At 61.4% G+C, this 24,187-nt stretch carries 27 protein-coding genes and 1 tRNA gene; 9 read left to right on the forward strand and 19 right to left on the reverse strand.

What is annotated here, in order from left to right; all coding sequences use genetic code 11:
* Positions 1–49 precede the first annotated feature (49 nt).
* The 3 genes from HMPREF9463_RS11580 to HMPREF9463_RS05900 all read right to left on the reverse strand — a co-directional run bounded on the left by HMPREF9463_RS11580 (position 50) and on the right by HMPREF9463_RS05900 (position 3,257).
* A complete protein-coding gene (locus tag HMPREF9463_RS11580) occupies positions 50–433 on the reverse strand; it encodes an IS110 family transposase (protein ID WP_052044103.1) in 384 nt (127 codons plus the stop codon).
* Positions 367–720, reverse strand: coding sequence for a hypothetical protein (locus HMPREF9463_RS11365; protein ID WP_052044104.1), 354 nt, complete (start codon positions 718–720; stop codon positions 367–369). Before HMPREF9463_RS11365 ends, HMPREF9463_RS11580 begins: the two co-directional genes overlap by 67 nt.
* Before the next feature lie 593 nt (positions 721–1,313).
* Positions 1,314–3,257, reverse strand: a complete 1,944-nt coding sequence (locus HMPREF9463_RS05900) for a DUF2207 domain-containing protein (RefSeq protein WP_052044105.1) — start codon at positions 3,255–3,257, stop codon at positions 1,314–1,316.
* A 508-nt stretch (positions 3,258–3,765) separates the two neighbouring features.
* On the opposite strand from HMPREF9463_RS05900, the gene gluQRS reads away from it, so the two are divergent.
* Positions 3,766–4,776 carry a tRNA glutamyl-Q(34) synthetase GluQRS gene (gene gluQRS, locus HMPREF9463_RS05905; RefSeq protein ID WP_255360339.1) on the forward strand — a complete coding sequence of 337 codons (1,011 nt, stop codon included), beginning with the start codon at positions 3,766–3,768 and terminating at the stop codon, positions 4,774–4,776.
* Positions 4,777–4,791: 15 nt separating this feature from the next.
* On the opposite strand, the gene HMPREF9463_RS05910 is transcribed toward gluQRS, so the two are convergent.
* Both HMPREF9463_RS05910 and HMPREF9463_RS05915 read right to left on the reverse strand, forming a co-directional pair.
* A complete protein-coding gene (locus tag HMPREF9463_RS05910) occupies positions 4,792–5,517 on the reverse strand; it encodes a metallophosphoesterase (protein ID WP_035137710.1) in 726 nt (241 codons plus the stop codon).
* A gap of 85 nt (positions 5,518–5,602) precedes the next feature.
* Positions 5,603–5,842: a hypothetical protein gene (locus tag HMPREF9463_RS05915; RefSeq protein WP_035137711.1), complete on the reverse strand. Its 240-nt coding sequence runs from the start codon at positions 5,840–5,842 to the stop codon at positions 5,603–5,605.
* 473 nt (positions 5,843–6,315) lie between these two features.
* On the opposite strand from HMPREF9463_RS05915, the gene HMPREF9463_RS05920 reads away from it, so the two are divergent.
* Positions 6,316–7,185, forward strand: coding sequence for a hypothetical protein (locus HMPREF9463_RS05920; RefSeq protein WP_035137712.1), 870 nt, complete (start codon positions 6,316–6,318; stop codon positions 7,183–7,185).
* A gap of 51 nt (positions 7,186–7,236) precedes the next feature.
* Here the strand turns inward: HMPREF9463_RS05920 and HMPREF9463_RS05925 are convergent, their stop codons facing one another.
* Entirely contained in the window at positions 7,237–7,998 is a 762-nt protein-coding gene (locus tag HMPREF9463_RS05925) for a metallophosphoesterase (protein ID WP_052044106.1), read from the reverse strand.
* Positions 7,999–8,358: 360 nt separating this feature from the next.
* Between HMPREF9463_RS05925 and HMPREF9463_RS05930 the strand changes: the two genes are divergently transcribed.
* The 3 genes from HMPREF9463_RS05930 to HMPREF9463_RS05940 are packed head-to-tail and all read left to right on the forward strand — an operon-like array spanning position 8,359 to position 10,984.
* A complete protein-coding gene (locus HMPREF9463_RS05930) occupies positions 8,359–8,901 on the forward strand; it encodes a UBA domain-containing protein (protein WP_035137713.1) in 543 nt (180 codons plus the stop codon).
* Between the two features lie 18 nt (positions 8,902–8,919).
* Entirely contained in the window at positions 8,920–9,705 is a 786-nt protein-coding gene (locus HMPREF9463_RS05935; RefSeq protein ID WP_035137714.1) for a response regulator transcription factor, read from the forward strand.
* Positions 9,689–10,984 carry a sensor histidine kinase gene (locus HMPREF9463_RS05940; protein ID WP_035137715.1) on the forward strand — a complete coding sequence of 432 codons (1,296 nt, stop codon included), beginning with the start codon at positions 9,689–9,691 and terminating at the stop codon, positions 10,982–10,984. The genes HMPREF9463_RS05935 and HMPREF9463_RS05940 overlap by 17 nt, the downstream gene beginning before the upstream one ends.
* Before the next feature lie 75 nt (positions 10,985–11,059).
* On the opposite strand, the gene HMPREF9463_RS05945 is transcribed toward HMPREF9463_RS05940, so the two are convergent.
* The gene (locus tag HMPREF9463_RS05945) at positions 11,060–11,434 is read right to left on the reverse strand and encodes a VOC family protein (RefSeq protein ID WP_035137716.1); all 375 of its coding nucleotides are present in this window, start codon (positions 11,432–11,434) and stop codon (positions 11,060–11,062) included.
* Positions 11,435–11,445: 11 nt separating this feature from the next.
* The gene (locus tag HMPREF9463_RS05950; RefSeq protein WP_006235903.1) at positions 11,446–11,733 is read right to left on the reverse strand and encodes a PTS sugar transporter subunit IIB; all 288 of its coding nucleotides are present in this window, start codon (positions 11,731–11,733) and stop codon (positions 11,446–11,448) included.
* Between the two features lie 163 nt (positions 11,734–11,896).
* Between HMPREF9463_RS05950 and HMPREF9463_RS05955 the strand changes: the two genes are divergently transcribed.
* From HMPREF9463_RS05955 to HMPREF9463_RS05965, 3 genes are all read left to right on the forward strand, one after another.
* Positions 11,897–12,520, forward strand: coding sequence for a hypothetical protein (locus tag HMPREF9463_RS05955; protein WP_006235902.1), 624 nt, complete (start codon positions 11,897–11,899; stop codon positions 12,518–12,520).
* A 31-nt stretch (positions 12,521–12,551) separates the two neighbouring features.
* A tRNA-Leu gene (locus tag HMPREF9463_RS05960) sits at positions 12,552–12,636 on the forward strand.
* A 258-nt stretch (positions 12,637–12,894) separates the two neighbouring features.
* Positions 12,895–14,196, forward strand: a complete 1,302-nt coding sequence (locus HMPREF9463_RS05965) for an ATP-binding protein (protein ID WP_035137717.1) — start codon at positions 12,895–12,897, stop codon at positions 14,194–14,196.
* Between the two features lie 118 nt (positions 14,197–14,314).
* On the opposite strand, the gene HMPREF9463_RS05970 is transcribed toward HMPREF9463_RS05965, so the two are convergent.
* From HMPREF9463_RS05970 to larC, 6 genes are all read right to left on the reverse strand, one after another.
* The gene (locus HMPREF9463_RS05970) at positions 14,315–15,316 is read right to left on the reverse strand and encodes a Ppx/GppA phosphatase family protein (protein WP_035137718.1); all 1,002 of its coding nucleotides are present in this window, start codon (positions 15,314–15,316) and stop codon (positions 14,315–14,317) included.
* Positions 15,317–15,336: 20 nt separating this feature from the next.
* On the reverse strand, positions 15,337–16,101 hold the full coding sequence (locus tag HMPREF9463_RS11370; protein WP_230308442.1) for a hypothetical protein: 765 nt from the start codon (positions 16,099–16,101) through the stop codon (positions 15,337–15,339).
* Between the two features lie 187 nt (positions 16,102–16,288).
* Positions 16,289–17,578 carry a phosphopyruvate hydratase gene (gene eno, locus HMPREF9463_RS05980; RefSeq protein WP_035137719.1) on the reverse strand — a complete coding sequence of 430 codons (1,290 nt, stop codon included), beginning with the start codon at positions 17,576–17,578 and terminating at the stop codon, positions 16,289–16,291.
* Between the two features lie 188 nt (positions 17,579–17,766).
* Entirely contained in the window at positions 17,767–18,627 is an 861-nt protein-coding gene (gene mazG / locus HMPREF9463_RS05985) for a nucleoside triphosphate pyrophosphohydrolase (protein ID WP_148334175.1), read from the reverse strand.
* Between the two features lie 2 nt (positions 18,628–18,629).
* The gene (gene yfcE / locus HMPREF9463_RS05990; RefSeq protein WP_035137720.1) at positions 18,630–19,178 is read right to left on the reverse strand and encodes a phosphodiesterase; all 549 of its coding nucleotides are present in this window, start codon (positions 19,176–19,178) and stop codon (positions 18,630–18,632) included.
* A 55-nt stretch (positions 19,179–19,233) separates the two neighbouring features.
* Positions 19,234–19,719, reverse strand: a complete 486-nt coding sequence (larC, locus tag HMPREF9463_RS05995; protein ID WP_052044107.1) for a nickel pincer cofactor biosynthesis protein LarC2 — start codon at positions 19,717–19,719, stop codon at positions 19,234–19,236.
* A 339-nt stretch (positions 19,720–20,058) separates the two neighbouring features.
* Here larC and HMPREF9463_RS06005 point away from each other — a divergent pair, with 339 nt between their 5' ends.
* The gene (locus HMPREF9463_RS06005) at positions 20,059–20,970 is read left to right on the forward strand and encodes a PHP domain-containing protein (RefSeq protein WP_035137722.1); all 912 of its coding nucleotides are present in this window, start codon (positions 20,059–20,061) and stop codon (positions 20,968–20,970) included.
* A 120-nt stretch (positions 20,971–21,090) separates the two neighbouring features.
* Here the strand turns inward: HMPREF9463_RS06005 and hisE are convergent, their stop codons facing one another.
* From hisE to HMPREF9463_RS06030, 5 genes are all read right to left on the reverse strand, one after another.
* The gene (hisE, locus tag HMPREF9463_RS06010) at positions 21,091–21,408 is read right to left on the reverse strand and encodes a phosphoribosyl-ATP diphosphatase (RefSeq protein WP_006235893.1); all 318 of its coding nucleotides are present in this window, start codon (positions 21,406–21,408) and stop codon (positions 21,091–21,093) included.
* Between the two features lie 46 nt (positions 21,409–21,454).
* Complete coding sequence (gene hisI / locus HMPREF9463_RS06015; RefSeq protein ID WP_232219762.1) at positions 21,455–21,784, reverse strand: phosphoribosyl-AMP cyclohydrolase; 330 nt, start codon at positions 21,782–21,784, stop codon at positions 21,455–21,457.
* A gap of 147 nt (positions 21,785–21,931) precedes the next feature.
* Positions 21,932–22,714 (reverse strand): imidazole glycerol phosphate synthase subunit HisF, encoded by a 783-nt coding sequence (hisF, locus tag HMPREF9463_RS06020; protein WP_035137723.1) that lies wholly within the window; start codon positions 22,712–22,714, stop codon positions 21,932–21,934.
* A gap of 3 nt (positions 22,715–22,717) precedes the next feature.
* Entirely contained in the window at positions 22,718–23,461 is a 744-nt protein-coding gene (locus HMPREF9463_RS06025) for a 1-(5-phosphoribosyl)-5-[(5-phosphoribosylamino)methylideneamino]imidazole-4-carboxamide isomerase (RefSeq protein WP_035137724.1), read from the reverse strand.
* Complete coding sequence (locus HMPREF9463_RS06030; protein WP_232219763.1) at positions 23,458–24,183, reverse strand: imidazole glycerol phosphate synthase subunit HisH; 726 nt, start codon at positions 24,181–24,183, stop codon at positions 23,458–23,460. Before HMPREF9463_RS06030 ends, HMPREF9463_RS06025 begins: the two co-directional genes overlap by 4 nt.
* Positions 24,184–24,187: the final 4 nt, after the last annotated feature.

A 24,187-nucleotide genomic window follows, 5' to 3' on the forward strand; every position in this document is an offset into this window, starting at 1 on the left:
GGATCGAACCGCTTCCGGGGTGACTGGCTTATGTGCGGGGGACCGCCCCCTACGCCTCCTCGGCCATGAGGCCGACCGCCCACACCCAGCAGGCGAGCTCGCGCGCCGTGGCCACGTTCGCCTTGTTGCCGTGGACCCCGCGCGCGAGCAGCGCCTCCCGCCTCTCGACCAGCCTCCGCACGCCCTTGGCGGCATGCCTGCGGGCGACCCGGTCCGGGGCCTGGCCCCTGGCGAGGCCCTTCGGCCGCCCCGAGCACGTCAGGTAGTGCCACGCGGCCTCGACCAGCGTCTTCCTCAGGTGCTTGTTGCCGGCCTTGGTGATCGCGCCCCTGCGGTCGCTCTCCCCGCTGGAGTGCTCGGAGGGCGTCAGGCCGACCCACGCCGCGAACGAGCGGGCATTCCCGAACCTCGAGAACTCGCCGGCCTCGAACACGAGGTCGGCGGCGGACGCGGTGTCCTGGGCTTGATCATCTTCGAGACGGCGCCGACCACGCAGTCGACCCCGAGGCCGGAGAGCCTCTTCTGCAGGTCGAACCCCGTGACCCCGGACTCGTACACGCACCTGGCCCTGGGGTCCACGGAACGGACCCACTCCGCGACGGCGCCGGCGTCGTAGCCGAAGGTCGCGCAGCGCACCTCCCCGGTCATGACGTCGAGGGAGACTGCCTTTATCGAGCGGGCGTGGACGTCGAGGCCGACGAAGGTGGTAGTATCGAGCATGGGAGCCCCTTCCATGAATGCGGCGTGGCCGCCACGGTTGGATTAGACACTCACCATTGTCGGCCTAATCCGCGGTCTTTCATGCAGCAGGGGCTCTCAATGTTTTTATGTCCTGCTCATATCGTCTCTGCCGGCACCTGGGGACACTCCTTGGCAGCAACCGCACCTAGTCGTTGGGGACATTCTTGGGTAACACAGTCGACGAAACCCTCGTTGGCGTCGCCCTATAGAGGGGTCTGCAAATAGCTGTGGGCAAAAAACATCAAATATGAGTACTGTTACCTTTTTAGTAGCAGCGATTTGGGGCATTTTAGAGGCTTTTAGACATAGCAGCCAGTCAGGCGAACTGACGTATTTCCACAAATGTTCAATAAAATGGGCCCCTAACGAGAGATAATCTCATTAGGAGCCCATTATTTAGTGCAAATATATGTCACTATAATGGCAACAGTACTCATATTTGGCATTTTTTGCCCACTGCCCCCTGTGTGGGGATCCGTAACGGAAAGATAGACCCATTTCAAAGCATAAAAATGGGATAGATTTTCCGCCAACAGTCGCCGGAGAAGATCCATCCCAAAAATCAGAGCGCGCTAGAACGTTCCGCCGCCGCCTCCGCCGACGCCGCCGCCTCCGCCGCCCGAGAAGCCACCGCCTCCGCCGCCGCTCGAGCTGTCGGAGCTCGACGTCAGCTCACGGATGCTCTCGTGATACACGTCATCGAACGAATCGAGCGGAGACTCGTTGCCGTAGTGATGGTAATACCACCAGTAGCAGGGGTAGTTGTCGTAGAAATCGTCGCTGTTGCGCAGGTCCGCAGGCACGGCCTCGGCCAGCTGTCGCAGCACTTCTTTCGAAACACCTAGGGCAACGCCCATCACCAGCAGCTTGTTCCACAGCACCAGATCGCCGGGGACGGCTTCCTTTAGACGCGTGAAGTCCTCGAGCCAATGCTTAAGTGCCTTGCAGCGAGCCGCCACCTCGGCGCCCTCCGGCGTAAAGCGGCGGAACGTAAGGCCCACGCCGATACCCACCAGCACAATCGGCACCGAGATAACCGCGGCGGTAATGTTCGCCTGTGCGCCATCGGTAAAGAAGATGGATCCCACGGGAACAAAGGCAACCAGGATACCAAGAACCAGGCAAAACACCATTGCAACAATGCCGTCCGAGGCAACGTACTCGCTATCGGCCAGCTTGCCCTTAACGGTGTTCTGATAGTCCTCGAGCTTGTCGCCCACGGGTGTAGCGTGCTGCTTGACGTAGTGCTGCAGCTCGTCGAACGTGCGCGAGCGATCGCCGTTCTCGTCAGGCTTAGTACCGGCAAAGAAGACCTTGAGCACCATGTGGTCAATGCCCTTGGCCGACTTCCAGCCCGCATCACTCACCGTCACGCGATACGTCTGCTCTTCTTTTTCACGCCCCAACAGACCCTTCTTGGCCTTGGTCACGGTCGCCTGCTCCAGCTTGATCACACGGTCGTCAGTGAGCTTCATGAGCGTGGCGATATATGCCTGATCGGGCACCTCGTTCCAGCTCATGAGGGCCGAAAGCACGGCGGGATGGTCGGCCGAAGGCACATCGCGGAAATATTCGTCCTGGAAAAGCGGCTTGGGCTTGCGCTTGCGCAGCTTGAGCATAACGATTGTGCCGGTAAAGGCCACCGCCGCAACAACACTTAGCACGGCAAGTGCATTGGCAATCATGCGAGCGTGAGCGCGGCGGGCGTTAGCTTCGTCGGCCCATTCCTTCTCTTCGCTCAGGATCGTTGACATGCGCTCTTCGCCCGAAGCGGCAAGCTGCGGCACCCAGTCGCTAGGGAAGGCGATGCGTGCCTCGGCGAATTCGCCCTGGTGCACGCAGGGAATGGTATAGGTGACCATGGGCTCGTCCTCATCGAGCGACACGTCGCCCGTCAGCGGACCATGGCCCCATGCGCGGAAGTTATCGCCCTTGACGGCCGCCGTCCCGGCAGCGGCATTCGCGAAGCACACTTCCATCTCGACGTCATCGGAATCCGCAGACCAGCCGTCACCTACGAACTTCCAGTAGAGCTCGGCGGTATCGGCCCAGTTCATAACCGCACCGGTCATGGTGTAGCTCACGTAGTAGATTGCGCTGTCGCCGCTCTCGTGAGGGCTGAACACCTTAATCCTTACGCCGTCACCGGTCTGCTCGACCGTGTAGACGCCAGAGTCGCCCTTGTTCGCGCTATCGACTTTGTTAAACGCGGTGTCCTCTTCCTCGACACTCAGCACGTCGACGCCCGCCGTGCCGCCCTGCTGGTTGGAGCCCGTATTGATCTCCCAAAACACGCCGTTGATGTCGTCGTCGAAATCAAACTGGCGTCCCTCGACAACGGTCAGCGATCCATCGGCCTCAACCGTGGCACTGATATAGGTCTGGGTCATGGAATAACCGTCGGCGTGTGCGGCGGCGGGCAGTAGCAGCAATGCAAGCGCGACGAGTGCGCAGACGGAAGCAAATCGCGCAAACGGGCGGCGCTGCCGACAGGTTTTGGCAACGGGGGCGTTCATAGGCACATCCTTTGTCTGTGATACCAGCAACGCCATTGTCCCACGTTTACGGGCGCACATGACGAACATCTAGGCCAGCGGAGTATCAAACGGGACGAAAGTCACGCCCGCGGCCGGCACCTGGGGACGTTCCTTATCTGCCGGCAACCTGGGACACTCCTTGGCATGGCCTGCGCCAGCAATAGATACCACTTCACAGCTCTGTCACAGGTGTAGCGGCTTTGTGTGGGTGCGGCACGCGCTGATTGAGCCGCCAGCCGAGGGGCATAAAGCAGTTGAGCGAAAACGGTTTGCCCCTTTGCCGTTCGCTCGAGGATCATGTCCCCCTTTTCCGCGGAAACCCCGGCAGTTGCGAAGAGCTGCCGGGGTTTCTGTCGTTTGTGAGGCTAAGTCGGTACGCAGCGATCGAGACCTTGAGCCGCAAACCCACCGTGCGCAATGCGCACCGCCGCCAACTTGTGAGCGCGGCAACGCCTTCCCTGCCAAGCCCCGCGCTATACTCGTCCGCATGGATATCAAAACACGCAACATAGCAACGCCCGCCGCGGACGCGCCAGCGACGCCACCCGCCTCCGCCCCCGCGCCCGTCGTGGGCCGTTTCGCCCCGTCGCCCTCGGGCCGCATGCACCTGGGCAACGTGTTCAGCTGCCTGTGCTCGTGGCTTTCGGCCCGCAGCCAGGGCGGCAGCATCGTGCTGCGCATCGAGGACCTGGACGATCGCTGCAAGCGCCCGGAACTTGCCGCTCAACTGATTGACGATCTGACCTGGCTGGGGCTCGAGTGGGACGAAGGCCCCTACTACCAGCACGATCGCCTGGATCTGTACGAGGACGCCCTGCGCCAGCTGCAAGACGCCGGCCTCACCTATCCCTGTTTTTGCACGCGTGCCGAACTCCACGCCGCGAGCGCACCGCACGCCAGCGACGGCACGCCCATCTACCGTGGCGCCTGCCGAGGCCTTTCTGCCGAGGAGGTTGCCCGCCGCAGCATCCTGCGCGCTCCGGCCACGCGCCTGCGCGTGCCCGCCGTCGACGACCTCGCAGACGATGTGGTCGAATTTGTGGACCGCACGTATGGTGCCCAATGCGAGGCGCTCGCCACCGAATGCGGCGACTTTTTGGTGCGCCGCAGCGATGGCGTGTTTGCCTATCAGCTAGCCGTGGTGGTCGATGACGCCGCCATGGGTGTTACCGAGATCATACGCGGATGCGACCTGCTTGGCTCCACGCCGCGCCAAATCTACCTGCAACATCTGCTGGGACTTCCCACGCCGCGCTACGCACATATTCCGCTGCTCATGTCGCCGGACGGCCGCCGTCTTTCCAAGCGCGATCGCGATCTGGACCTGGGCGAGCTCCGCACCCGCTTTGGCACACCCGAGGCACTGCTGGGCTGGCTCGCCGGGCAAACAGGCATCGCACCGGACATCACACCGCGCTCTGCCGAGCAGCTGGCCGAGCACTTTAGCTGGGACGCCATCCGCGCGCATCGGGAGAACATCACTGTAACGGTCGAGTAGCCAGCCACCGCGCCTCTACGCAACATCCCAGGGCTGGAGTTCGTCGCCCAGGCGAACGATGCAGTCGTAGAGCACGGTATGGCGCTCGGCAGGGTTGGCATCCCGATGAAAATGCCCGTAGTACCAGCGCTTGTAATCCAAGCGGTCTTCCAGCTCATCGAAAAATGCCGTAAGCCGATCAACGGCGGGGTAATTCCAGCCAGGCCCCGGATAGAGCGTGGGCGAAAGCATGCGCGTAGAGCAGGTGTGGGTGATCACGTAGTCGACCTTCCAGCCCACGCTGTCGAGCTTTGTCCGCGCCTCCTCAAAGTTGCGCTCGTCCGGCAGCTCCTGCGGCCACCAGCTGGAATACGGAATGCGGTATTCCTTATCCACGCTCGTGGCACCGCCCATGGTAAAGATCGTTGAGCCGTCGAGCTCAAAAACCTCACCGCGCGTCAGGCGCCGTATGGGCGAGGTATCCGACAGGCGCTGCGTCAGTCCACCATGCCACAGCTCCATGGGACGCTCCGCCCAGTGATCGAAACGCTCGTGGTTGCCGTCGACGAACAGCACGGTATAGGGGCGCGATTCCAGCCAAGCGATATCGGTGCATTCCTCGGCAGAGAAATCCCACGGAAAGCCAAAGTCGCCCGCGACAATCAGATAGTCGTCGCTCGTCAGGCCATCCCCAAGGTCCCAATCGCGCAGCTTTTGCATGTCGAGGCCGCCATGAATATCGCCCGTCACATAGACCGTCATCGGATCACCACTTCCCTGTAAGTCGCCAGCCCGCATTCTGCACGATCGCTAAGCCAACCGTTCCAGCCCTTCCATCCCTTAGGGCTTACCCCTCGTTCTTCCAACCAAACGGATCAAACACCCAAAAGATCAGATCGAGCACGCCGCCGGTCATCATGGCGCCGGCAAGGGCCATACAAACGTGCAGAGAGCTGGCACTTCGGAGCACGTCGAACGGCCCCAGAACAGCCAGCAGCGCGACCGCTGCGCCGGCCACGCACAGCGCGAGGCATGGCCCCGCGTCCTTAACGCATTTCTTTGCGAGATGCTTGGTGTTGTCGCTCATCAATATCGAACTCCTTAGAAGATCGTTGTTCAGATGTATGCCGCCGCGGCAGAGCAGGGCGGCAGGGCAAGTGTCACATGCCGTGCGGACATCAATGGAGAAACCGCCTGCTCGACCAACCCTTGACGCCGTTTTGCATCGGCCCACCATCCCCTGCTATCGAGGTCTAATACTTTTCCCGAGAAGTGAACGGATGTTATTGGACCCCTGAAACATCCGCATTTTTCGGCGGCAATATCGCAGGATTTCAGCATCGAAACCGCAGGAAACGGCACCTCTAAAGTGTCGATGCTTCGGGAGTCCAATTTAGCTCGTTCACTTCTCGGGAAAAGTATTAGACCTTGATTCCTGGCTGCTCCGAGGGCGCGCCGCTGCCTTCTCTGGAACCCTCACTAGCACTGGCACCCCTAGCCGCTACGACCGCAGGCATGCCTATAATGAGGCATATTTTCTGATAAGAAAGGAATCCAGATATGAACGAAGTCAACCACGCCGTTTTGGACAGTCTTCGGGAGTTTTTCAACCGTGTCGACAGCGCGCGCAACAGTGCATCCCCGATTGAAAAGCCACATAGCGACCCAATAGACATCAAGGACTTCATTGGATGGTGTAACGAGCCTTGCGACTATTATCCCAAAAGCAGCAAGTCTGACCCAGCCTATAGGCTGGGTCAGACCATATGCGCCTTGGAAAATCTTAGCGACGACAAACCCGAGGCAACCGAACGCATACTCGAAAATCTGGCTAGCCCTGCAATCAGCGACACCAAAATGCCCCTTAGAGACAGGACGATGAAGTTGTTAGGTACCGAGGGCACAGAGCTTCTCTCCAGACTAGAGTGCAAGCCGGGCAAGGTAGCACAAATACTAGAGAAAGAGCTGCCAGAGAACGTTGCCTTCTATTTCGCACTCAAGCTCAGACTCAAGGACTGTCCCGATGAGCAATCGTATTACCACTACCAGTTTGATGATAGCGGCAATACGATTGCACGAATCGATCCCCTCAAGCCCTTTACCGACAACGCGCACGACAATCTCAACCAGCAATGGCACGTGCTCATTTCCTTGCTCGCATACCTTGATGTCGCTCACGCTTTAAGCAATGATCATCACGAATACCATTGCCTCTATCCGTACCTCAGTTCATACGATAAAGGAGATTTAAACGAGGGGCATCTGCTCTTAGGGTGGGAAAAGGTATTCGGAACGTATTGCCGTGTGCTGAAAGTCGTTAATAGCAATCAGGACAAGTCCAAGAAAGGAGCCCCGCCTCACTCCAAGCCCATGATGGACTGGATCGAGTATGCGCTGACAGGCCAGCTAGCGAGCGAGGACGCCCGGTAAGTCATCGCCTCGCCGCGGCGACAGCATCCCTGGCCTCTCAGCGCCGCCAACCTACTCCAACCCGGGGCCGCCATACTTCCCCGTTTCCGAGTCGTAGCTCAACACGGCGACCTCGCCGTTCTTCATGACGTTCCCGTCGATGTAGAAATGGCTGGCCCCGTCATGCCAGATGCCGCGATAGCCCGCAATGCCCGAGATCGCCTCGGTGTTGATGTGCCCGGCGATAACATCCAGGTAGAACTCACGCCCCACGTAATCGGGCGGCATCATGGTTAATGACTCGACAGCCGTGCCAAGCTTCCAATCCTCCCCGGCTTCCTCGTCAACGCCGGCGTGCACAAAGACCTGGCCGAAGGGGCTCTCGTAAAAGTAAGGGAGTTTGCGAACCCACGCGATTATGTCCGCGTGCTCGGCCTTTATGCGCTCAACCGTAAAGGCGTAGGCCTCCTCGAACTCCCTGAGCCTCAAAAGGTGCTTAACGTGCTTGAATGCCTCGGCGTCTAAGAAGCTCTTGGCCGTTGCCAGATTGCTGTCGGCAAGTATCCATGCCTGCGTGAAATTGGGGTCCTCCACCTCGTCAATGTACTCGAGAAACATCTCCTCGTGGTTGCCGCGCAGCGCCACGACGCGATCGCCGTACCGCTTTTGCAGGTCCATGATGAGCCCGAAGACCCCGAGCGAATCGGGACCTCGGTCGCAGTAATCGCCAAGCAAAACCAGCTTGGAATCCTCGACATCGAGGTCGACGGTGGAAAGCGACGTTTTAAAGGCGTCCAAGCATCCGTGAATGTCACTCATAGCGTAGATATGCACGTATGACCTCCTGTTTGCGTCAGGGTCCCGCTCGTTTGAGCCATGCGGCGCGGCGGCCCCTCTGATTTCGCGGGCGCCGGGCAACCTTGTCCTGTCACGCCCCTCAACATGGTTAAAAGTATATCTCGCCGTGCGGACACAAATTTACGCCTGAGCTCCGGGCGCCCCGCGCGCTTGGCCTCCGCCCAACCCAAAAACTCATCCAACATTAATCTTTGCTCAAGAATCGCTTAATCTATAACCTGCACTATAGAGTTCGACCAAGGGCGGGGCGGCGCCGCGCAACGCAGGCCGCCGAACACAACGCTCGCGCCCGGGCAAATCGCCCGGCGTCGCGCCCGTCGAACGAAAGGACAGGTCATGGACGACCTCGAAAAAGTTGAAACCATCCGCACCAAGTGCAACGTGAGCTACACCGATGCCAAGGCCGCGCTCGACGCCGCTGACGGCAACGTCCTGGATGCCATCATTTGGCTCGAATCACAGGACAAGACCCAGACTACGTCGGCGCACGCCGCCACCGAGTCCGAGCCGGTCGATGAGCCCTCGGCCGAGATGGTCGCCGCACAGGCCGCCTACGAAAAGTCGAGCGAAAAGACCGACTTCTCCAAGAAGATGGACAGCGTGTGGGAGTACCTCAAAAAGCTCTTCCGTCTGAGCCTGGACACCAAGTTTATCGCCACGCGCCGCGATGCGATCATCCTCAACATCCCCATCCTGATCCCCATCATCGCGCTGTTTGCATGGGGCGCCACGATATGGCTGATGCTGATTGGCCTGTTCTTTGGCATGCGCTACCGCATCGATAGCGACGGCGACGTGCCCGGCAGCATCAACAACCTTATGAATCACGCCGCCGATGCCGCGGACGATATCAAGCAAAATCTGAACGACGACAAGTAATCGCAGACGGGGGCACGCATGGCACGGATCCTGATCGTAGAGGACGAGGAAAAAATCGCCCGCTTTGTGACGCTCGAGCTGGAGCACGAGGGCTACCAGGTGGAGCACGCCGCCGATGGCCGGACCGCCGTGGACCTGGCACTGGAACGCGACTACGATCTGATTCTGCTCGATGTGCTGTTACCGCAGCTCAACGGCATGGAGGTCTTGCGACGTGTCCGCAAGCACAAGGACGTGCCGGTGATTATGGTTACCGCGCGCGATGCCGTAATGGACAAGGTAGCCGGGCTCGATGCCGGCGCCGACGATTACTTGACCAAGCCATTTGCGATTGAGGAGCTGTTCGCACGGATCCGCGTGGCGTTGAAGCGCTCGGAGGCCGTGCGGGCGGCTTCGGGCGCTGGCGATGCCGGCGCCGGGACGGGTATGCCGGGCGGCGTGGGCATCGGCGCCACTGCGATGCCCCCGGTCAGCGACTCGACCCAGGCTTCCGTCTTGCCCTCCCCCGCTGCGCTCACCGTGGACTCGGTCGCGCTCGACCCCGACCGCCGCGAAGTCACGGTCGGCGGCTCGCCCATCGTGCTCACGGCCCGCGAGTTCGACGTTCTCGCCCTGCTTATGGCGCATGCCGAGACCGTGCTCACGCGCGAGCGCATTGCGCACGAGGCGCTGGGCTACGAATACGCGGGCGACACCAACAACGTCGACGTGCACATCGCGCACCTGCGTGCCAAGATCGAAGACGCCGGCGGCGCCCGAATCATCCAAACCGTGCGCGGGGTGGGCTATGTCTGCCGTGCGTAACGCCGAGGCCAAACGCGTCACATCCATCGCCCGCGCCATCAACTGGAGCTATATGTGGCGCCGCCTGATGAGCTACGTTTGGCTCGACCTGCTGCTAGTAGTGATTGTGGCGGCGATCCTTGTCTATGGATACAACCAGACGCTGCCCAACGGCGCGTTTACCGCAGGATGGATCCCCAGCGCCACCGTTCGCGGCATGACGCTGACGCCCGCGCGCGGCTGGGACCTGACAACGCTCACCTATACCGTCGAGCTTGCGCGTACCACCAAGACTTTCCCCCTCGCGCAGGACCTCGTCACGCTATGGCCTCTCTACCTTGTCGTTGTGGGTTGGCAGGTCATCAGCGTGCTCAACATGCTCGGCGGCGCCCGCCGCGTGCGCCGCACCATGGCGCCGCTCAACGATCTGGCCCTGCGCGTGGACGAACTCGGCCGCATGCAACTCGCCGGCGGCAAGATGGAAACACTGGAGCAAGCCATCAAGCGCGCAAGCGTCGACTCGCCGAGCGTCACTACCGGCGACGCCGACCTGGCAAGCATCGAGGTTGCACTCAACCGCCTACTGCGCCAGATGCAAGAGGCCAAACTGCAACAGATGCGCTTTGTCAACGATGCGAGCCACGAGCTGCGCACGCCCATCGCGGTGATTCAGGGTTACGTAAACATGCTCGATCGCTGGGGCAAAGACGACCCGGACGTGCTGGCGGAATCCATCGCGTCCCTCAAGGCCGAAAGCGAGCACATGCAAGAGCTCGTGGAGCAGCTGCTGTTTTTGGCACGCGGCGATGCCGGGCGCACGGTCCTGCGGCGTGCGGATACCAACCTGGCCGCACTGGTCGGCGAGGTATGCGAGGAATCGCAGATGATCGATACCGCGCACACGTATCGGCTGGCGTACGACACCGCGCTTGTCAGCGATTCGCGCTGCGACGCGCCCGTCGACGTGGCACTCGTGAAGCAGGCGCTACGCGTGATCGTGCAAAACGCCGCCAAGTATTCGGACGCGGGAACGACCGTCACATTTGGCATAACGCCGGATGCGGGCGCGGGCACAATCGACATAAGTGTTGAGGACGAGGGCATCGGCATGAACCAGGAATCCGCAGCTCACGCGTTTGAACGGTTCTACCGCGCCGACAACGCACGCAATGCCGGCGCGCAGGGCTCGGGCCTGGGGCTTGCCATTGCCAAGTGGATCGTCGATAGCCATGGCGGTGTCATTGGCGTGACCTCAGTCGAGGGCGTCGGCAGCCGCTTTACGATTCGCCTGCCGCGGTAGGAAGCCCCTCGGCATAAATAAAGGGGTAGGGCCACGCGGCCCTATCCCTTTTTGCTAGCTATGGCAGCTTGTGCGCTATTCGCGGCACAGGTGCACGGCGAAACCGGCGAACTCGCGCTTAAAGTACACGAGCTTGGTACCACCGTCGGGCAGCAGCGCGCGCGACTCTTCGTTGACCTCGAGCCCGCGCTCGGCAAACCACTTCTCAGCTGCATCGATGTCGTTAACGGCAAAGCCGATGTGGCCCTTGGTGCCACGACCGTTCTGCTTCATGATCTCGACCAGCGAATCGTTAAAGTACGAAACCGGGGTCTCGGTGACGGGCAGGCCCATCATCGTCGAGAACAGCTCCGCGATCTCCAGGGCGTCTGCCGGGTCGGTGGCGTTAATGCCCACATGGGCAACGCGCATACCAAAGAGCTCTACCGGGTTGGCGTTCTGCTCACTCATGCAGTCAGCGCCTACTGAGCCATGACGTCGAGAACGGCCTTCTCGGCGGCAACGCGGTTCATGCCGGTCATGAAGGGCACGCCACTCACGTACGGGCAGGTGAGGCCCTCGGGGGCAACGGTGGTGGCGATCAGCAGGTCAGCGCCCTCGTCGCAGTAATCCTTGGCCTCGGAGATGGCGCACTGCACGATCTCGTACTTGTCGGCATAACCGTTGGCGTCGAGCAGAGTAGCGACCTTCTGGGCAACGAGCGTGGAAGTAGCAGCGCCAGCACCGCAAGCCAAAACGATCTTCTTCATAGGTAATGTCTCCCTTCATGGTTTACTTTAGGTAAGTGTACCGCAGCGAGCGATGGCACTCGGCCTCGATGAGCTTTTATGCCAGTTTGCTTGCGCGCTGCGTATAATACATCTAGTACGTGTTGTCATACCGCTCGCTTTATGAGCGACTAAGGACCCTAATATGCCCGATTCCCGCACCCTCTGGACCGCCGTCGTTATCATCTGCATCGCCGTGTCGGTGTTCTTTAGCGTCAAAAAACGCACCACGTTTAAGCGCCTGCAGCAGCTTATGGCTGCCAAGCAGTGGGACGAGTTCGATCGCTTGCTCGACGGCAAACTCACCAGCATGCTGTACCCGCGCTACAACCGCGACTACCTGCGTCTGAACTCCTATCTGCTGCGCGAGGACCACGAGCGTGCCAGCGAGATGTTCGACCTACTGCTGGGACTCAACCTCCCCAAGATGCAGCGCGTCGACTTGGTGATTAAGGCCTTTAACTACTATGTTGGCCAGGAGGACCGCAAAAAGTCCAAAGAGCTGTTGCACGAGATCAAGGGCTTTGAGGGCGGTCAGGCCGAGGCAGTTGCGCACGAGTGTCAGCTGATGTACGACACGATGATCCTCAAGCGCCACAACGACATTCCCGAGCTGGAGCGCATGCTCGAGGATGTCGGCGACGACCCGGTCAAGCGCTGCCGCTTGGAGTACCTGCTAGCCCTGCAGTACCAGAACAAGGGCGACGAAGCCAAGTTCCAGGAGTTCCTGGAGAAGTCGGGCCAACACTCGATGGCCGTCAACGCGTAACGGACGGCTTGTGCTAGACTTCTAGTCTCACGGGGGCGTGGCGGAATTGGCATACGCAGGAGACTTAAAATCTCTCGCCGCAAGGATTGTGGGTTCGAGTCCCACCGCCCCTACCATATGGAGCTTGCGAGCCCGTGTTCCCCAGGGATGCGGGCTCGTTTCCTTTGGACGCCGTCAACTGCAGAGCAGCTCATTTGGGACGGGGCTTTTTTGACTACTTTTTCCGCCCACCCAATGAGTTTCCTACCACATTTTCCGATGGAAAAACGTGGTTGTCTCGCACATTTTCCGATGGAAAGACGTGGTTGTCTCGCACATTTTTCAAGGGAAATGCGCATATGGCCTTATACTATCCGAAAGGGTTGGGAGGCAATATGCAGCGACAGCTTATGAGTGAACTTATCGCTTGGAAATCAAGGGCGAATCGCAAACCTCTCTTGCTTAAGGGGGCCCGCCAGACAGGTAAGACTTGGCTTCTTAACGAATTCGCAAGCCAGCAATATCAAAACGTCATTCGTTTTGACTTTATGCTCGAGCCGAGCGCACGCTCGCTGTTCGATGGGGACCTCGACCCCAAGCGTATCATCTCTCAGATAGAACTCTTGCGCGGCCAAACCGTAACGCCGGCGGACACGCTCATCATCTTCGACGAGATCCAAGAGGCCCCGCGCGGGATCACCTCGCTCAAGTACTTCAACGAGCTTGCACCCGAATACCACATCGTAGCAGCCGGTTCCTATATGGGCCTCGCGCTCCGACGCGAAAACGAGTCATTTCCCGTCGGCAAAATCGACCAGCTCACCATGCGTCCCATGGGGTTCGCCGAGTTCGTTCGTGCCGTCGACGGCGACCCGCTCGCCGACGCCATCCTTGCCGCAGACATGAACCTTCTAGCAAACGTTACCGAAAAGCTCGAACACTTGCTCAAGGAATACCTTGTTGTCGGCGGTATGCCCGAAGTTGTCTCCGCTTTCGCCGAGACACGCGACTTCATCGAAGCCCGAAGGCTTCAGCAGCAAATCATCGAGGCTTACGAATCCGATTTTGGCAAACATGCACCCGCCCGCATCATCGAGCGCATGAGGTTGGTTTGGAAATCCCTTCCCGGCCAGCTTGCCAAAGAGAACAAGAAGTTTGTCTATGGCGCCCTTCGCCCCGGAGCGCGCGCACGCGATTTCGAGGAAAGCCTCCAGTGGCTCACGGACTACGGAATCGTTCATAAGGTGCCACGTGTTTCCGCTCTAAAGGCGCCGCTCTCGAGCTACGAAGACCTCTCGGGCTTCAAACTGTTCTGCATCGACACCGGCATCCTCGGAGCGCTCTCCGGTCTCTCTCCGGCCATCGTTCTTAACGGATCCGCTGTTTTTACCGAGTTCAAAGGTTCGCTGACCGAACAATACGTCGCGCAGGAGCTTTTGCTCCAGGACAAAACTCCCGCGTATTGGTCCTCTACCTCTGGCAATGCCGAAACCGACTTTGCCATCGACCATGCGGGAACCGTGCTTCCGCTTGAGGTCAAGGCGGCAGAGAACCTTAAAGCGAAGAGTCTGAAAATAGCCTGCGAAAAATTCAAGCTCGAGCGTTGCGTGAGGAGCTCCCTGGCGGCATATAGAGACGAGGGCATGCTCGTCAATATTCCGCTTTGGGAGATTGGGCAAATCGACAAGCTGGCATAGGCGCTGTGGGGACGCCCCGCAAGGACTGTCCCCAGGTGCCGGCTGTTGAGTTGCGGTGGAATAGGGACTGTTTGGCGCCCGAAAGGGCGATTTTAGTCCGTATTTCACCGCAACTTATTTAGAGGGCGCTGAGGCTGGGAGTCCATGCGATGGTGGGAGTCGCGCCGTCGAGGGTCTCGTTGATGGTGGCGGCCATACCGGCGAGGAGGCTGTTCTCGCTTACGGTGAGCATGTCGTAACCGCCGGCACGCATGAGCTCGCGGATCACCACGGCGCCAGCCAGAATCACGCCCGCGCGTTTGGGCTGTACACCCGGTAGCGCGGCGATACCCTCCACATCCAGCGTAGATATACGATCGATGGCGGCCGAGATCTGCTCCATCGAAAGCTCGCGCAGGTGCACAAAGCTCGAGTCGTACGGCTCCAGTTCGTGGATCAGCGCCACGAGCGTGGTGACGGTACCGCCCACCGCGACGAGGCGCTCGGCGCGCTCAAAGTCGACAGGCAGGCCCTCAAAATAGGCGGAGAACTGCTCGCTCGCCCACGCGGCGGCAACCGCAAGCTCATTCGTCGACGGCGGCAGCGCAGAGAAAAACCGCTCCGTCACGCGACGGCAACCGATGTCCAGTGAGCGCGTTCCCTCCAGCGCAAAGACCCCGCGCTCAGGCGCATAGACGCCCGTCGCGAGCTCCGTGGAGCCACCGCCCGAATCGGCGACGATGATGCGCTCGCCAGCAAAGTCGTGTGCCACGCCAAAAAACGTCAGGCGCGCCTCAACCTCGCCCGGAATCACCTGCGGTTCGAGCCCCAGATCGCGCAGACCGTCCAGCAGCAGCGCGGCATTGGACGCATCGCGCGCGGCACTCGTGCAGGTGGTGCAGACGCACGCGGCCCCAAAGGTACGGGCTTCGTCCACAAACATGCGGCACGCAACGAGCACGCGCTCAACGGCCGCCTCGCAAAAGCGCCCCGTCGCGTCCACGCCCTCGCCCAAGTCGGTGATCTCGGTATGCTTGGACGATTCCACGATCGCCCCGGCCTCGACCTGCGCCAACACCAGTCGCGACGACACCGTTCCCAGGTCGATCGCGGCCACCTTATAGCATTTGCAATTTGTCATTGCGAGCTCCCCTCCGGGCGCTATTTGCCGTTGGACACGACCGTCTGACCCTCGACGCCGTTAAACCCAAACAGCATGTCGAGCGCTTGGATGTACCATGGCGCGTCCTTGCCGACTTCTTCGATCTCCTTGGCCACCTCGCTGGCCTTCTTGGCGTTCGACGACTTCTTTTCAGCCGACGACGAGTCCGAATCGCCGTCCAGGCCCTGCACTTCAATCCTCTTCTCGCCGGGCATCACCAGGCCCAGGTCCTCGGATGCCGCGTCCTTGATACCCTCCTCCGAGAGCAGCTTGTCGACGCTTTTTTGCAGCTCATCATTGTATTGCTGGCGAATCTCGACCTGCTTGGCCAAGATATCGCTCGAACGCTTTGCCACGTACAGGTCGCGCACGGGGAAATACAGGCTCACGAGCACCAGGGCAACGACGATGCCGATGAATAGCCCTCGCTGAGGACCGTGGGTAAAGTCGTAGATTGCCTTGACCACCGCGTTGTCGTTGGCGTAGTGCATAAAGTCCGAGCCCGAAAGACGGTTCGAGGGCCTGCTCGACCTATCGTGCGTTTGAGCCGACGAGCGCTGAGCATGCGACGAACGTGCCGGGCGCACTGGTCCATCTGTCGAAGTATTCACTTGAGCATTGGGGCGCGAGGTACTTGTCGGGCGCTGTATGGAGCGGTCGGCGCCGGCGTAGGCGGACCCACCGAGCTGCACCGTGCGCGCACGGCGAGGCGACGGCTCACGCGAACCGGCGGAATAGTACCTGTTGTCGTAAATCTGATCCATGTGCGCCTTGTGCGGTTGAGGTTTGTTTGCGCTAAGTCCTTTAGTTATAGCACGAGCGCCCGCACCGCCTTCGCCAGCCTTTGCTCGACATAAAAAAGGCGCTGAGCCATATGGCCCAGCGCCCAATGGCGGCCATCAGAAGTGGAACGGAGCCGAGTCAACCCCGCTCCCCGCGTGCACCACTTGTTTAGCGAATGTTGTAAAACGCTGCCTTGCCGGCGTAGCGCGCACTGCCCTCGAGCTCGTCCTCGATGCGAATGAGCTGGTTGTACTTGGCGATACGGTCGCTGCGGCACGGGGCGCCCGACTTGATCTGGCCGGCGTTGACGCCCACGACCAGGTCGGCGATCGTGGAGTCCTCGGTCTCGCCGGAACGGTGGCTCACGATGCAGGCGTAACCAGCCTCCTTGGCGGTCTCGATGGCCTCGAGCGACTCGGTGAGTGTGCCGATCTGGTTGACCTTGACCAGGATCGCGTTGGCGGCGCCCAGCTCGATGCCCTTCTTGAGGCGCTCGGTGTTAGTGACGAACAGGTCGTCACCCACCAGCTGCACCTTGTTGCCAATGCGGCGGGTAAGCTCGACCCATCCGCCCCAGTCCTCCTCGGCCATGCCGTCCTCGATGGAGATGATGGGATAGGTGTCGACGAGCTTCTCCCAGTAATCGACCATCTGAGCACTCGTATACTCAACGCCCTCGCCCTTGAGCTCGTACATGCCGGTCTCGGCGTTGTAGAACTCGGTCGAGGCCGGGTCCATGGCGTACATGAAGTCGACGCCGGGCTTAAAGCCGGCCTTCTCCACGGCCTTGGTGATGTACTCGAACGGCTCGGCATTGGTCTTGAGGTTGGGCGCAAAGCCGCCCTCGTCGCCCACGCCGCCGCCCAGGCCGGCCTCGTGCAGCACGCCCTTGAGGGTGTGGTAGACCTCGGCGCACCAACGCAGGCCCTCGGCAAAGCTCGGGGCGCCCACCGGCATGATCATGAACTCCTGGAAGTCGACGTTATTGTCGGCATGCACACCGCCGTTGAGGATGTTCATCATGGGCGTGGGCAGCAGGTGGGCGTTGACGCCGCCCAGGTACTGGTACAGTGACAGGCCCGCCGACTCGGCAGCGGCGCGGGCGACGGCCAGCGACACGCCCAGGATGGCGTTGGCACCGAGCTTGGTCTTGTTGGGAGTACCGTCCACGGCAATCAGCGCGGCATCGACGGCGCGCTGGTCGAAGGCGTCGATGCCCACGACGGCGTTAGCGCACTCGTTGTTGACGTGCTCGACGGCCTGCGAAACGCCCTTGCCCAGATAGCGACCCTTGTCGCCGTCGCGCAGCTCGCAGGCCTCAAAGGCGCCGGTCGAAGCGCCCGAAGGCACCATCGCGCGGCCAAAGCTGCCGTCCTCGAGCACGACCTCGACCTCGACGGTGGGATTGCCGCGGCTGTCGAGCACCTCGCGACCGTAGACGTCCAAAATATCGCTCATGTTGTCTCCCTCTCACTTGGAAACGTAGTGGATGCAAGCGACCGGCTGACCGTGCACCATCAGGTGCGTCTCCGTAAGTTAGCCATGTCGCACTTTTTGCATTATGCCCTAAGTTAGCCGAGGGATACAATCATTTTAAAAAAATAATGGGAGCGATGGGACAAGTCCGTCCCGTCGCTCCCGCGGTATTACTCCCCTGCCTTTGCTGCGTCCCACAGGTCGTTGAGGCCATGGGTCGAAAGCTCGGCAAGATCCACGTGGGCATCGGCCGCCATCTGCTCCATCGCGGCCCAGCGGCGGCGGAACTTTGCCGTGCTGGCACGAAGGGCGCTCTCGGCGTCAATGCCCTCCTTGCGCGCAACGTTGACCAGGGCAAAGAGCAGGTCGCCAAACTCCATCTCGCGCTCGGGTGAACCGGGAGCCTCGGCCTCAAACTCGGCACGCTCCTCGGCGACCTCATCCCACACGTCCTGGACCGTCTCCCACTCAAAGCCCACGGCAGCCGCCTTGCGTGACACCTTCTGCGCCTGCATCAGCGCCGGCAGATGCGTGGGCACGCCGTCGAGCAGGCCCTCGGGCGCGGCCTCGGGCGCCGCCACGGCCTTGTCCTTGGCGGCTTTCTCGGCAAGCTTGACCTCGTCCCAAATCTTGAGTACCTCGTCGGAGCTCTCGGCATCCGCATCGCCAAACACGTGCGGATGGCGGCGAATGAGCTTGGCGTCGATATCGCGCGCCACGTCGGCCAGCGTGAACTCGCCGGCGTCCGCCGCGATCTGCGCATGCAACACCACCTGCATGAGCACGTCGCCCAGCTCCTCGCGCAGATGCGCGGCATCGTCGCCCTCGATGCAGTCGAGCGCCTCGTAGGCCTCCTCGATCATGTTTTTGCCAATGCTGCGGTGCGTCTGCTCGCGGTCCCACGGGCAGCCGTCGGGCTGACGCAAGCGCCAGACGGTCTGCACCAGATGTTGTAGCTCGGCCGACGCGTCGACCAGCGTGGACAGATCGCGCGAGCCCTCGGCATTTTGCTGAGCCATGTGCTGCGCCATGGTTAGTCCTCCTCCAGGATCACGTGGCGGAACGCGCCGTCCTCGTAGATGCCGTAGCTGTGCGTGCCGTCCTTGGGAATGCTCACGCTACCGGGGTTGAAGAGCCACAGGCCCGGGTGCGCGGCGCTTTCCTCGTTGACCTTGATGTGCGTGTGACCGTAGACGAGCGCGGAGCCCTCGGGCAGCGCGGGCGCGTGGTCGACGCTGTTGTGCATGCCGGCGCCAAAGACGTGGCCGTGCGTCAGGAACAGCTCGCGGCCGGTTTCGTCAAACAGCGTGGCGTAGTCGGCCATGACGGGAAAGTCGAGGACCATCTGGTCGACCTCGGCATCGCAGTTGCCGCGCACCGCGATGATGCGGTCGGCCAGGGCGTTGAGCAGCGGGATTACGCGCTTGGGAGCGTAATCGCGCGGCAGGTCGTTGCGCGGACCGTGATAGAGCAGGTCGCCCAGCAGGACGATGCGATCGGGGTTCTCGCGCTCGATGGCAGCGACGAGGCGCTCGGCCCAGTATGCCGAGCCATGGATGTCGGAGGCGATGAGGTATTTCATGAGGGTCCTTTCGGGTGGGGTTAATTGGGCTGGGCGCGGCGTGTCACCGGCCGCGTTACTCAAATCGGAGCGCCGCAGCTTGCGCCGCCTGCATCACGCGTTGGAGCGGCACGCCATGTTCGCGGGCAAGACGGGCGCAATCCTCGTACTCGGGCGCCGCGCGCTCGCTGCCGTCGGGTAGGGTCGCCACCTTTACGGCCACCTCGCCCCAAGGCGTCGCCACCTGCTCAAAACGGCGCGGCAGGCAGACGCGCTCCATAACCTGGCGGCGAATGCCGTTGGTCGTGGTTTCCAAGAAAATGATCGTCTGCAAGCGCTCGATATCCTCGTTCGAGCAGATTACCTGCAGCTGCCAGCCGGGGCGACCTTTTTTGCAGTAGAGGGGAAGCCAGTGCACCTCGCGGGCACCCGCCTCGCGCAGACGGTCGGCGGCGTAGGCGAGTACCTCGGGCGACGCATCGTCGATGTCGCACTCCAGCTTGACGATGGTCTCGGGCGCATCGGTCTCGCGTGATAGCGGAGATGTACTTCCACGTTGCATACGGTCCGGATCCTTTCCGCACGGGCTCGTTTTGTTCACTCAAACGCTAGCACATCGCGGGCGACGTGGATGTGGCGGAGCGCGATGAACCCGATTTTCCTTGTCCGCAAAAAACCGACACTCCACCGCCTCATCCAAACATGTACATCAGCCTCCAAACATGCCATTTTTTGCAGCTTTTGGAGGCTGATGTACATGTTTTGGAGCAAGACCGATGTCGCGAGCTCGCCCTTATGTGTTGCCCGTCCTTTCCAGTCGATTTCGGCCCCCGGCGCGCTCGTCGCATCGGGGGCCGCGCCGTTACAATGGAGCGGATTCGCTTGACGCAAAGGAGCCGCCATGTCTGCTTGCCCGCTGATCGATTGCCATACCCACACCTCGTTCTCGGACGGACACGCCTCGTTTGAGGACAACGTTCGCGCCGCCGCTGCGGCCGGCTGCCAGGTCATGGTCTCAACCGACCATCTCACCCTGCCCGCCAGCATGGATGCCAACTGTGAAGTGCAGGTTACTGAGGGCGACCTGCCGGCACATCGTCTGGCTTTTGAGGATGCTCGCAAGCTTGCCGCGCAGATTGCGCCGGAGCTCGAGCTTATCTATGGCTTTGAATGCGATTGGTACGAGGGCTGCGAGCCTTTGGTTGAGCGCTGGTCCCAGGGCGCCGTCGTGCGCCTGGGCAGTGTGCATTGGATTGGCAACCCAGGCGATATCATGGCCGGCGCCGCGGGTACGGCGGGAACGGAGGACGTCGCTCGTCCCGATACGCCCGATTCGCGCTGCGGTTGGATCGACGATGACACCAACTTGCACGTTTGGGAAAACCTGGGGGTACGCGGCGTGTGGGAGCGCTATGTCGATGACTGGTGCCGCGCCTGCGAGAGCCCGCTTAACTTTGATGTGATGGCTCATCCCGACCTGGTCATGCGCTTTTCGAAGGAAGGCTTTGCACCCGATTTTGACCCCGCACCGCTCTGGAAGCAGATGGCAGAGTGTGCACACGACACGGGCCGCCGCGTTGAGGTCTCGACGGCCGCACCGCGCAAGGGGCTCGACGACTACTACCCCGCGACCGGTCTTTTGCGCTGCTTTGCCCATGCCGAAGTGCCGATCACCTTTGGCTCGGACGCGCACCGCGCCTGCGATATCTGCTGGAACATCCGCGAGGCCCAGGCGCACGCCTACGACTGCGGTTATCGAACCTTCGACATCCCCCACGCCACCGGCGAATGGGAATCCACGCCCCTCGCCTAGCCATCCCTTCATAAGTTGCGGTGAAATAGGGATTGTTTTGCTTGATGAAGCGCTTAAACAGTCCCTATTTCACCGCAACTTCCATGACCCCGTTACACCAACAAAGACTGTCCCAAACGACTAGTGGCGGCGGGCGTTGAGTTCGCCGGCCAGCTCGTCGAGGGTGATGCCGTAGCGCTCGAGCGTCACGAGCAGGTGGTAGACCAGGTCGCCGGCCTCGTAGCGGATGTGATCGTGATCGTTATCCTTGCAGGCCATGATCACCTCGCTCGCCTCCTCGGCAAGCTTCTTGAGCAGCTCGTCCTCGACGTCGGTCAACAGACGAGCGGTGTAGCTCTCCTGCGGCGATGCGTCGCGACGGCCGTGAATCACCTCGGCGAGCCCCGTCAGCGTCTCACCGATATTTCCATCCTGAACGTTTGCGGTGCGCACACCCATAGTTCAATCCTTTCTGGTTGGCCGAGCGTCTAATCGAGCGCCCGCCCTACGCGAGTTTCTTAAAGAAGCAGGTACGGTTGCCGGTATGGCAGGCCGGACCCGGCGAGTCAACCTTGACCAGCAGCGTATCGCTATCGCAGTCGGCCCAGAGTTCCTTGACCTCCTGCATGTTGCCGCTCGTCGCGCCCTTGTTCCAGAGCTCCTGGCGGCTGCGACTCCAAAACCACGTGGTCCCGGTCTTAAGCGTCAGCCCCACCGATTCCTCGTTCATCCAAGCAACCATAAGCACCTCACCGGTGTCATACTGCTGAACCACACAAGGAATCAGCCCGCGGGCGTCGTATTTAAGATCAGACGCTTCTATTACCTCAGTCATCATTTCTCCCAAGTCATAAACGAAACCCCACAGGTCGGCGAGGGTTGTCCAGGTGCCGCAGGTTGCCGCGAAAGAGGAGCGACGCGTACTTTGGTACGCGAGCGACGGTTTGAGCGGCAAGATGCGGTACCTGGACAAGCCGCAGCATTAGAAGTCCAATCTCACAGGGATGCCCTGTGAGGCCATATACTCCTTCACTTCGCGAATGCTGAAGGTTCCAAAGTGAAAGACGCTGGCCGCCAGCACGGCGTCGGCCTCGCCCTCGATCACGCCCTCGGCAAAATGTTCGAGCGTGCCCACGCCGCCGCTCGCGATGACGGGAATCGGCACCACGCGCGCCACGGCACGGGTGAGTGCCAGGTCGAAGCCAGCCTTGGTACCGTCGCGATCCATGCTGGTGAGCAAGATCTCACCGGCGCCGCGACGAGCCGCTTCCTCGGCCCACGCCACCGCGTCGATACCCGTGGCATTGCGGCCTCCCGCGGTAAAGACCTCCCACTTGTCGGCACCGGATGCTCCGGGCAAACCGACGCGCTTGGCATCGATCGCCACGACCACGGCCTGGCTACCGAACGCCGCGGCAGCCTGGCTGATCAGCGACGGGTCGCGCACGGCCGCCGAGTTGAGCGATACCTTGTCGGCACCGGCTGCAACCATGGCGCGCATGCCCGCCAGGTCGCGAAAGCCGCCGCCTACGGTATAGGGAATGGCGAGCTCCTCGGCCGCGTGCGCCGCCATCTCGATGGTCGTCGCGCGGTTATCGCTCGTGGCAGTAATGTCCAGGAAGACGACCTCGTCCGCGCCCTCGCGGTCGTAGGCACGGGCCAGCTCCACCGGGTCGCCCGCATCGCGCAGGCTCACAAAGTTGACGCCCTTGACCACGCGGCCGTCCTTAACATCCAGACAGGGAATTACGCGTTTGGTAAGCATGGGCTACTCCTCCCCTCGGGCGGCGGCCAGCGCCTGGGCCAGCGTAAAGTTGCCCTCATAGAGCGCACGACCGGTAATGGCGCCTTCAATCGCGCCCTCACCCACCGCGGCCAGCGCGCGGATGTCGTCGAGCGTCGAGATGCCGCCCGAAGCCACGACGGGAAAGCCCGCGACCTCGGCCACATGACGATACGCTGCCACATCGATGCCCGTCTGCATGCCATCACGCGCGATGTCGGTATACACCAGATGCTTAAAGCCCAGCTCGGAAAGCTGTGCCACGGCATCGTCGAGCGCCATACCCGCGCCGTCGCGCCAGCCGTTCACCTTAACCTGGCCGTCGCGCGCGGCGATATCTGCCACCAGCAGCTCGCCAAAGCCGCGAGCCGCCACCTCAGCAAAACCCGGCTCGGTCACGAGCACGGTGCCCAACGCAATGCGGCGAGCACCATAGCCTGCCAGCTCGTCGATGCGCGCAAGCGAGCGAACGCCGCCGCCCACGTCCACGGACAGACCGTCGACGCCGCAGATAGCCTTAATCGCCGCCGAGTTGGCAGCGCAGGTGTTCTCGTCCTCGCCAAAGGCAGCGGACAGGTCGACGACGTGCACCCAGTTCGCGCCCTGCTCGGCAAACGAGCGGGCAACGGCCACGGGGTCGTCGGAATATACCTTGCAGCGGCTGCGGTCGCCGCGCTCCAGGCGCACGACCTTGCCGCCGATCAGATCGATTGCGGGAAACAGGATCATCGGCCAGCCTCCTCGACGATGTTGACGAAGTTCTTAAGGATGCGCTGACCCAGCGCGGAGGATTTTTCGGGATGGAACTGGCATCCCCACACGTTGCCATGGCGCACGATGCACGGGAAACTCCGCGTATAGTGCGTGCGTGCCAGCACATCGGCGGCATCGGCGTCGTCGGCCACCGCGTAACTGTGGGTGAAGTACATGTTGGCGCCCTCGGCAAAACCGGCAAGCAGCGGATCGGCCGCACCGGCGGACGTCATGTGCACCTGGTCCCATCCCACGTGCGGCACCTTCAGGCGGCTCGACTCCAGGCGCGTGCATGAACCGCGCATAATGCCCAGCCCATCGACCCAAGGGCCGCCCGCCTGCTCGGGGGCACCGCCGTCCGCGGGAACGCCCTCGTCCACAGGCACGCCCTCGTTGCCGCGCTCAAAAAATAGCTGAAGTCCCAGGCAGATGCCGAGCAGCGGAGTTCCGGCGGCGACGGCATCGAGCACAGCCGCCCCCTCGCCGCCCTCGCGCATAAAGGCGATCGCGTCATAAAACGCGCCCACGCCCGGGATAACCAGGCCGTCGGCGTTGCGGATCTGCTCCGGATCGTCCGACGCGAAGGCAGCGGCACCGGCGCGCGCAAGCCCGCGCACGACGCTCGACAAGTTGCCCTTGTGGTAGTCGACCACCACGATCTTCGGTTCGCCCACGCGACCCTCCCTTATCTCATTCAAAACC

The sequence above is a fragment of the Collinsella sp. 4_8_47FAA genome, from assembly GCF_000763055.1.
GTDB lineage: Bacteria > Actinomycetota > Coriobacteriia > Coriobacteriales > Coriobacteriaceae > Collinsella.

Bases quoted from the DNA above. Each gene is read 5' to 3' on its own strand.
- HMPREF9463_RS05935 (WP_035137714.1), top strand. From the start codon at position 8,920: ATGGCACGGATCCTGATCGTAGAGGACGAGGAAAAAATCGCCCGCTTT.
- larC (WP_052044107.1), bottom strand. From the start codon at position 19,719: ATGCAACGTGGAAGTACATCTCCGCTATCACGCGAGACCGATGCGCCC.
- HMPREF9463_RS05955 (WP_006235902.1), top strand. From the start codon at position 11,897: ATGCCCGATTCCCGCACCCTCTGGACCGCCGTCGTTATCATCTGCATC.
- HMPREF9463_RS11370 (WP_230308442.1), bottom strand. From the start codon at position 16,101: ATGGATCAGATTTACGACAACAGGTACTATTCCGCCGGTTCGCGTGAG.
- eno (WP_035137719.1), bottom strand. From the start codon at position 17,578: ATGAGCGATATTTTGGACGTCTACGGTCGCGAGGTGCTCGACAGCCGC.
- HMPREF9463_RS05920 (WP_035137712.1), top strand. From the start codon at position 6,316: ATGAACGAAGTCAACCACGCCGTTTTGGACAGTCTTCGGGAGTTTTTC.
- HMPREF9463_RS05900 (WP_052044105.1), bottom strand. From the start codon at position 3,257: ATGAACGCCCCCGTTGCCAAAACCTGTCGGCAGCGCCGCCCGTTTGCG.
- mazG (WP_148334175.1), bottom strand. From the start codon at position 18,627: ATGGCGCAGCACATGGCTCAGCAAAATGCCGAGGGCTCGCGCGATCTG.
- HMPREF9463_RS05965 (WP_035137717.1), top strand. From the start codon at position 12,895: ATGCAGCGACAGCTTATGAGTGAACTTATCGCTTGGAAATCAAGGGCG.
- HMPREF9463_RS11365 (WP_052044104.1), bottom strand. From the start codon at position 720: ATGCTCGATACTACCACCTTCGTCGGCCTCGACGTCCACGCCCGCTCG.
- hisF (WP_035137723.1), bottom strand. From the start codon at position 22,714: ATGCTTACCAAACGCGTAATTCCCTGTCTGGATGTTAAGGACGGCCGC.
- hisI (WP_232219762.1), bottom strand. From the start codon at position 21,784: ATGACTGAGGTAATAGAAGCGTCTGATCTTAAATACGACGCCCGCGGG.
- HMPREF9463_RS05915 (WP_035137711.1), bottom strand. From the start codon at position 5,842: ATGAGCGACAACACCAAGCATCTCGCAAAGAAATGCGTTAAGGACGCG.
- yfcE (WP_035137720.1), bottom strand. From the start codon at position 19,178: ATGAAATACCTCATCGCCTCCGACATCCATGGCTCGGCATACTGGGCC.
- HMPREF9463_RS06025 (WP_035137724.1), bottom strand. From the start codon at position 23,461: ATGATCCTGTTTCCCGCAATCGATCTGATCGGCGGCAAGGTCGTGCGC.
- HMPREF9463_RS05945 (WP_035137716.1), bottom strand. From the start codon at position 11,434: ATGAGTGAGCAGAACGCCAACCCGGTAGAGCTCTTTGGTATGCGCGTT.
- HMPREF9463_RS06005 (WP_035137722.1), top strand. From the start codon at position 20,059: ATGTCTGCTTGCCCGCTGATCGATTGCCATACCCACACCTCGTTCTCG.
- HMPREF9463_RS05910 (WP_035137710.1), bottom strand. From the start codon at position 5,517: ATGACGGTCTATGTGACGGGCGATATTCATGGCGGCCTCGACATGCAA.
- HMPREF9463_RS05940 (WP_035137715.1), top strand. From the start codon at position 9,689: ATGTCTGCCGTGCGTAACGCCGAGGCCAAACGCGTCACATCCATCGCC.
- HMPREF9463_RS05930 (WP_035137713.1), top strand. From the start codon at position 8,359: ATGGACGACCTCGAAAAAGTTGAAACCATCCGCACCAAGTGCAACGTG.
- gluQRS (WP_255360339.1), top strand. From the start codon at position 3,766: ATGGATATCAAAACACGCAACATAGCAACGCCCGCCGCGGACGCGCCA.
- hisE (WP_006235893.1), bottom strand. From the start codon at position 21,408: ATGGGTGTGCGCACCGCAAACGTTCAGGATGGAAATATCGGTGAGACG.
- HMPREF9463_RS05950 (WP_006235903.1), bottom strand. From the start codon at position 11,733: ATGAAGAAGATCGTTTTGGCTTGCGGTGCTGGCGCTGCTACTTCCACG.
- HMPREF9463_RS05970 (WP_035137718.1), bottom strand. From the start codon at position 15,316: ATGACAAATTGCAAATGCTATAAGGTGGCCGCGATCGACCTGGGAACG.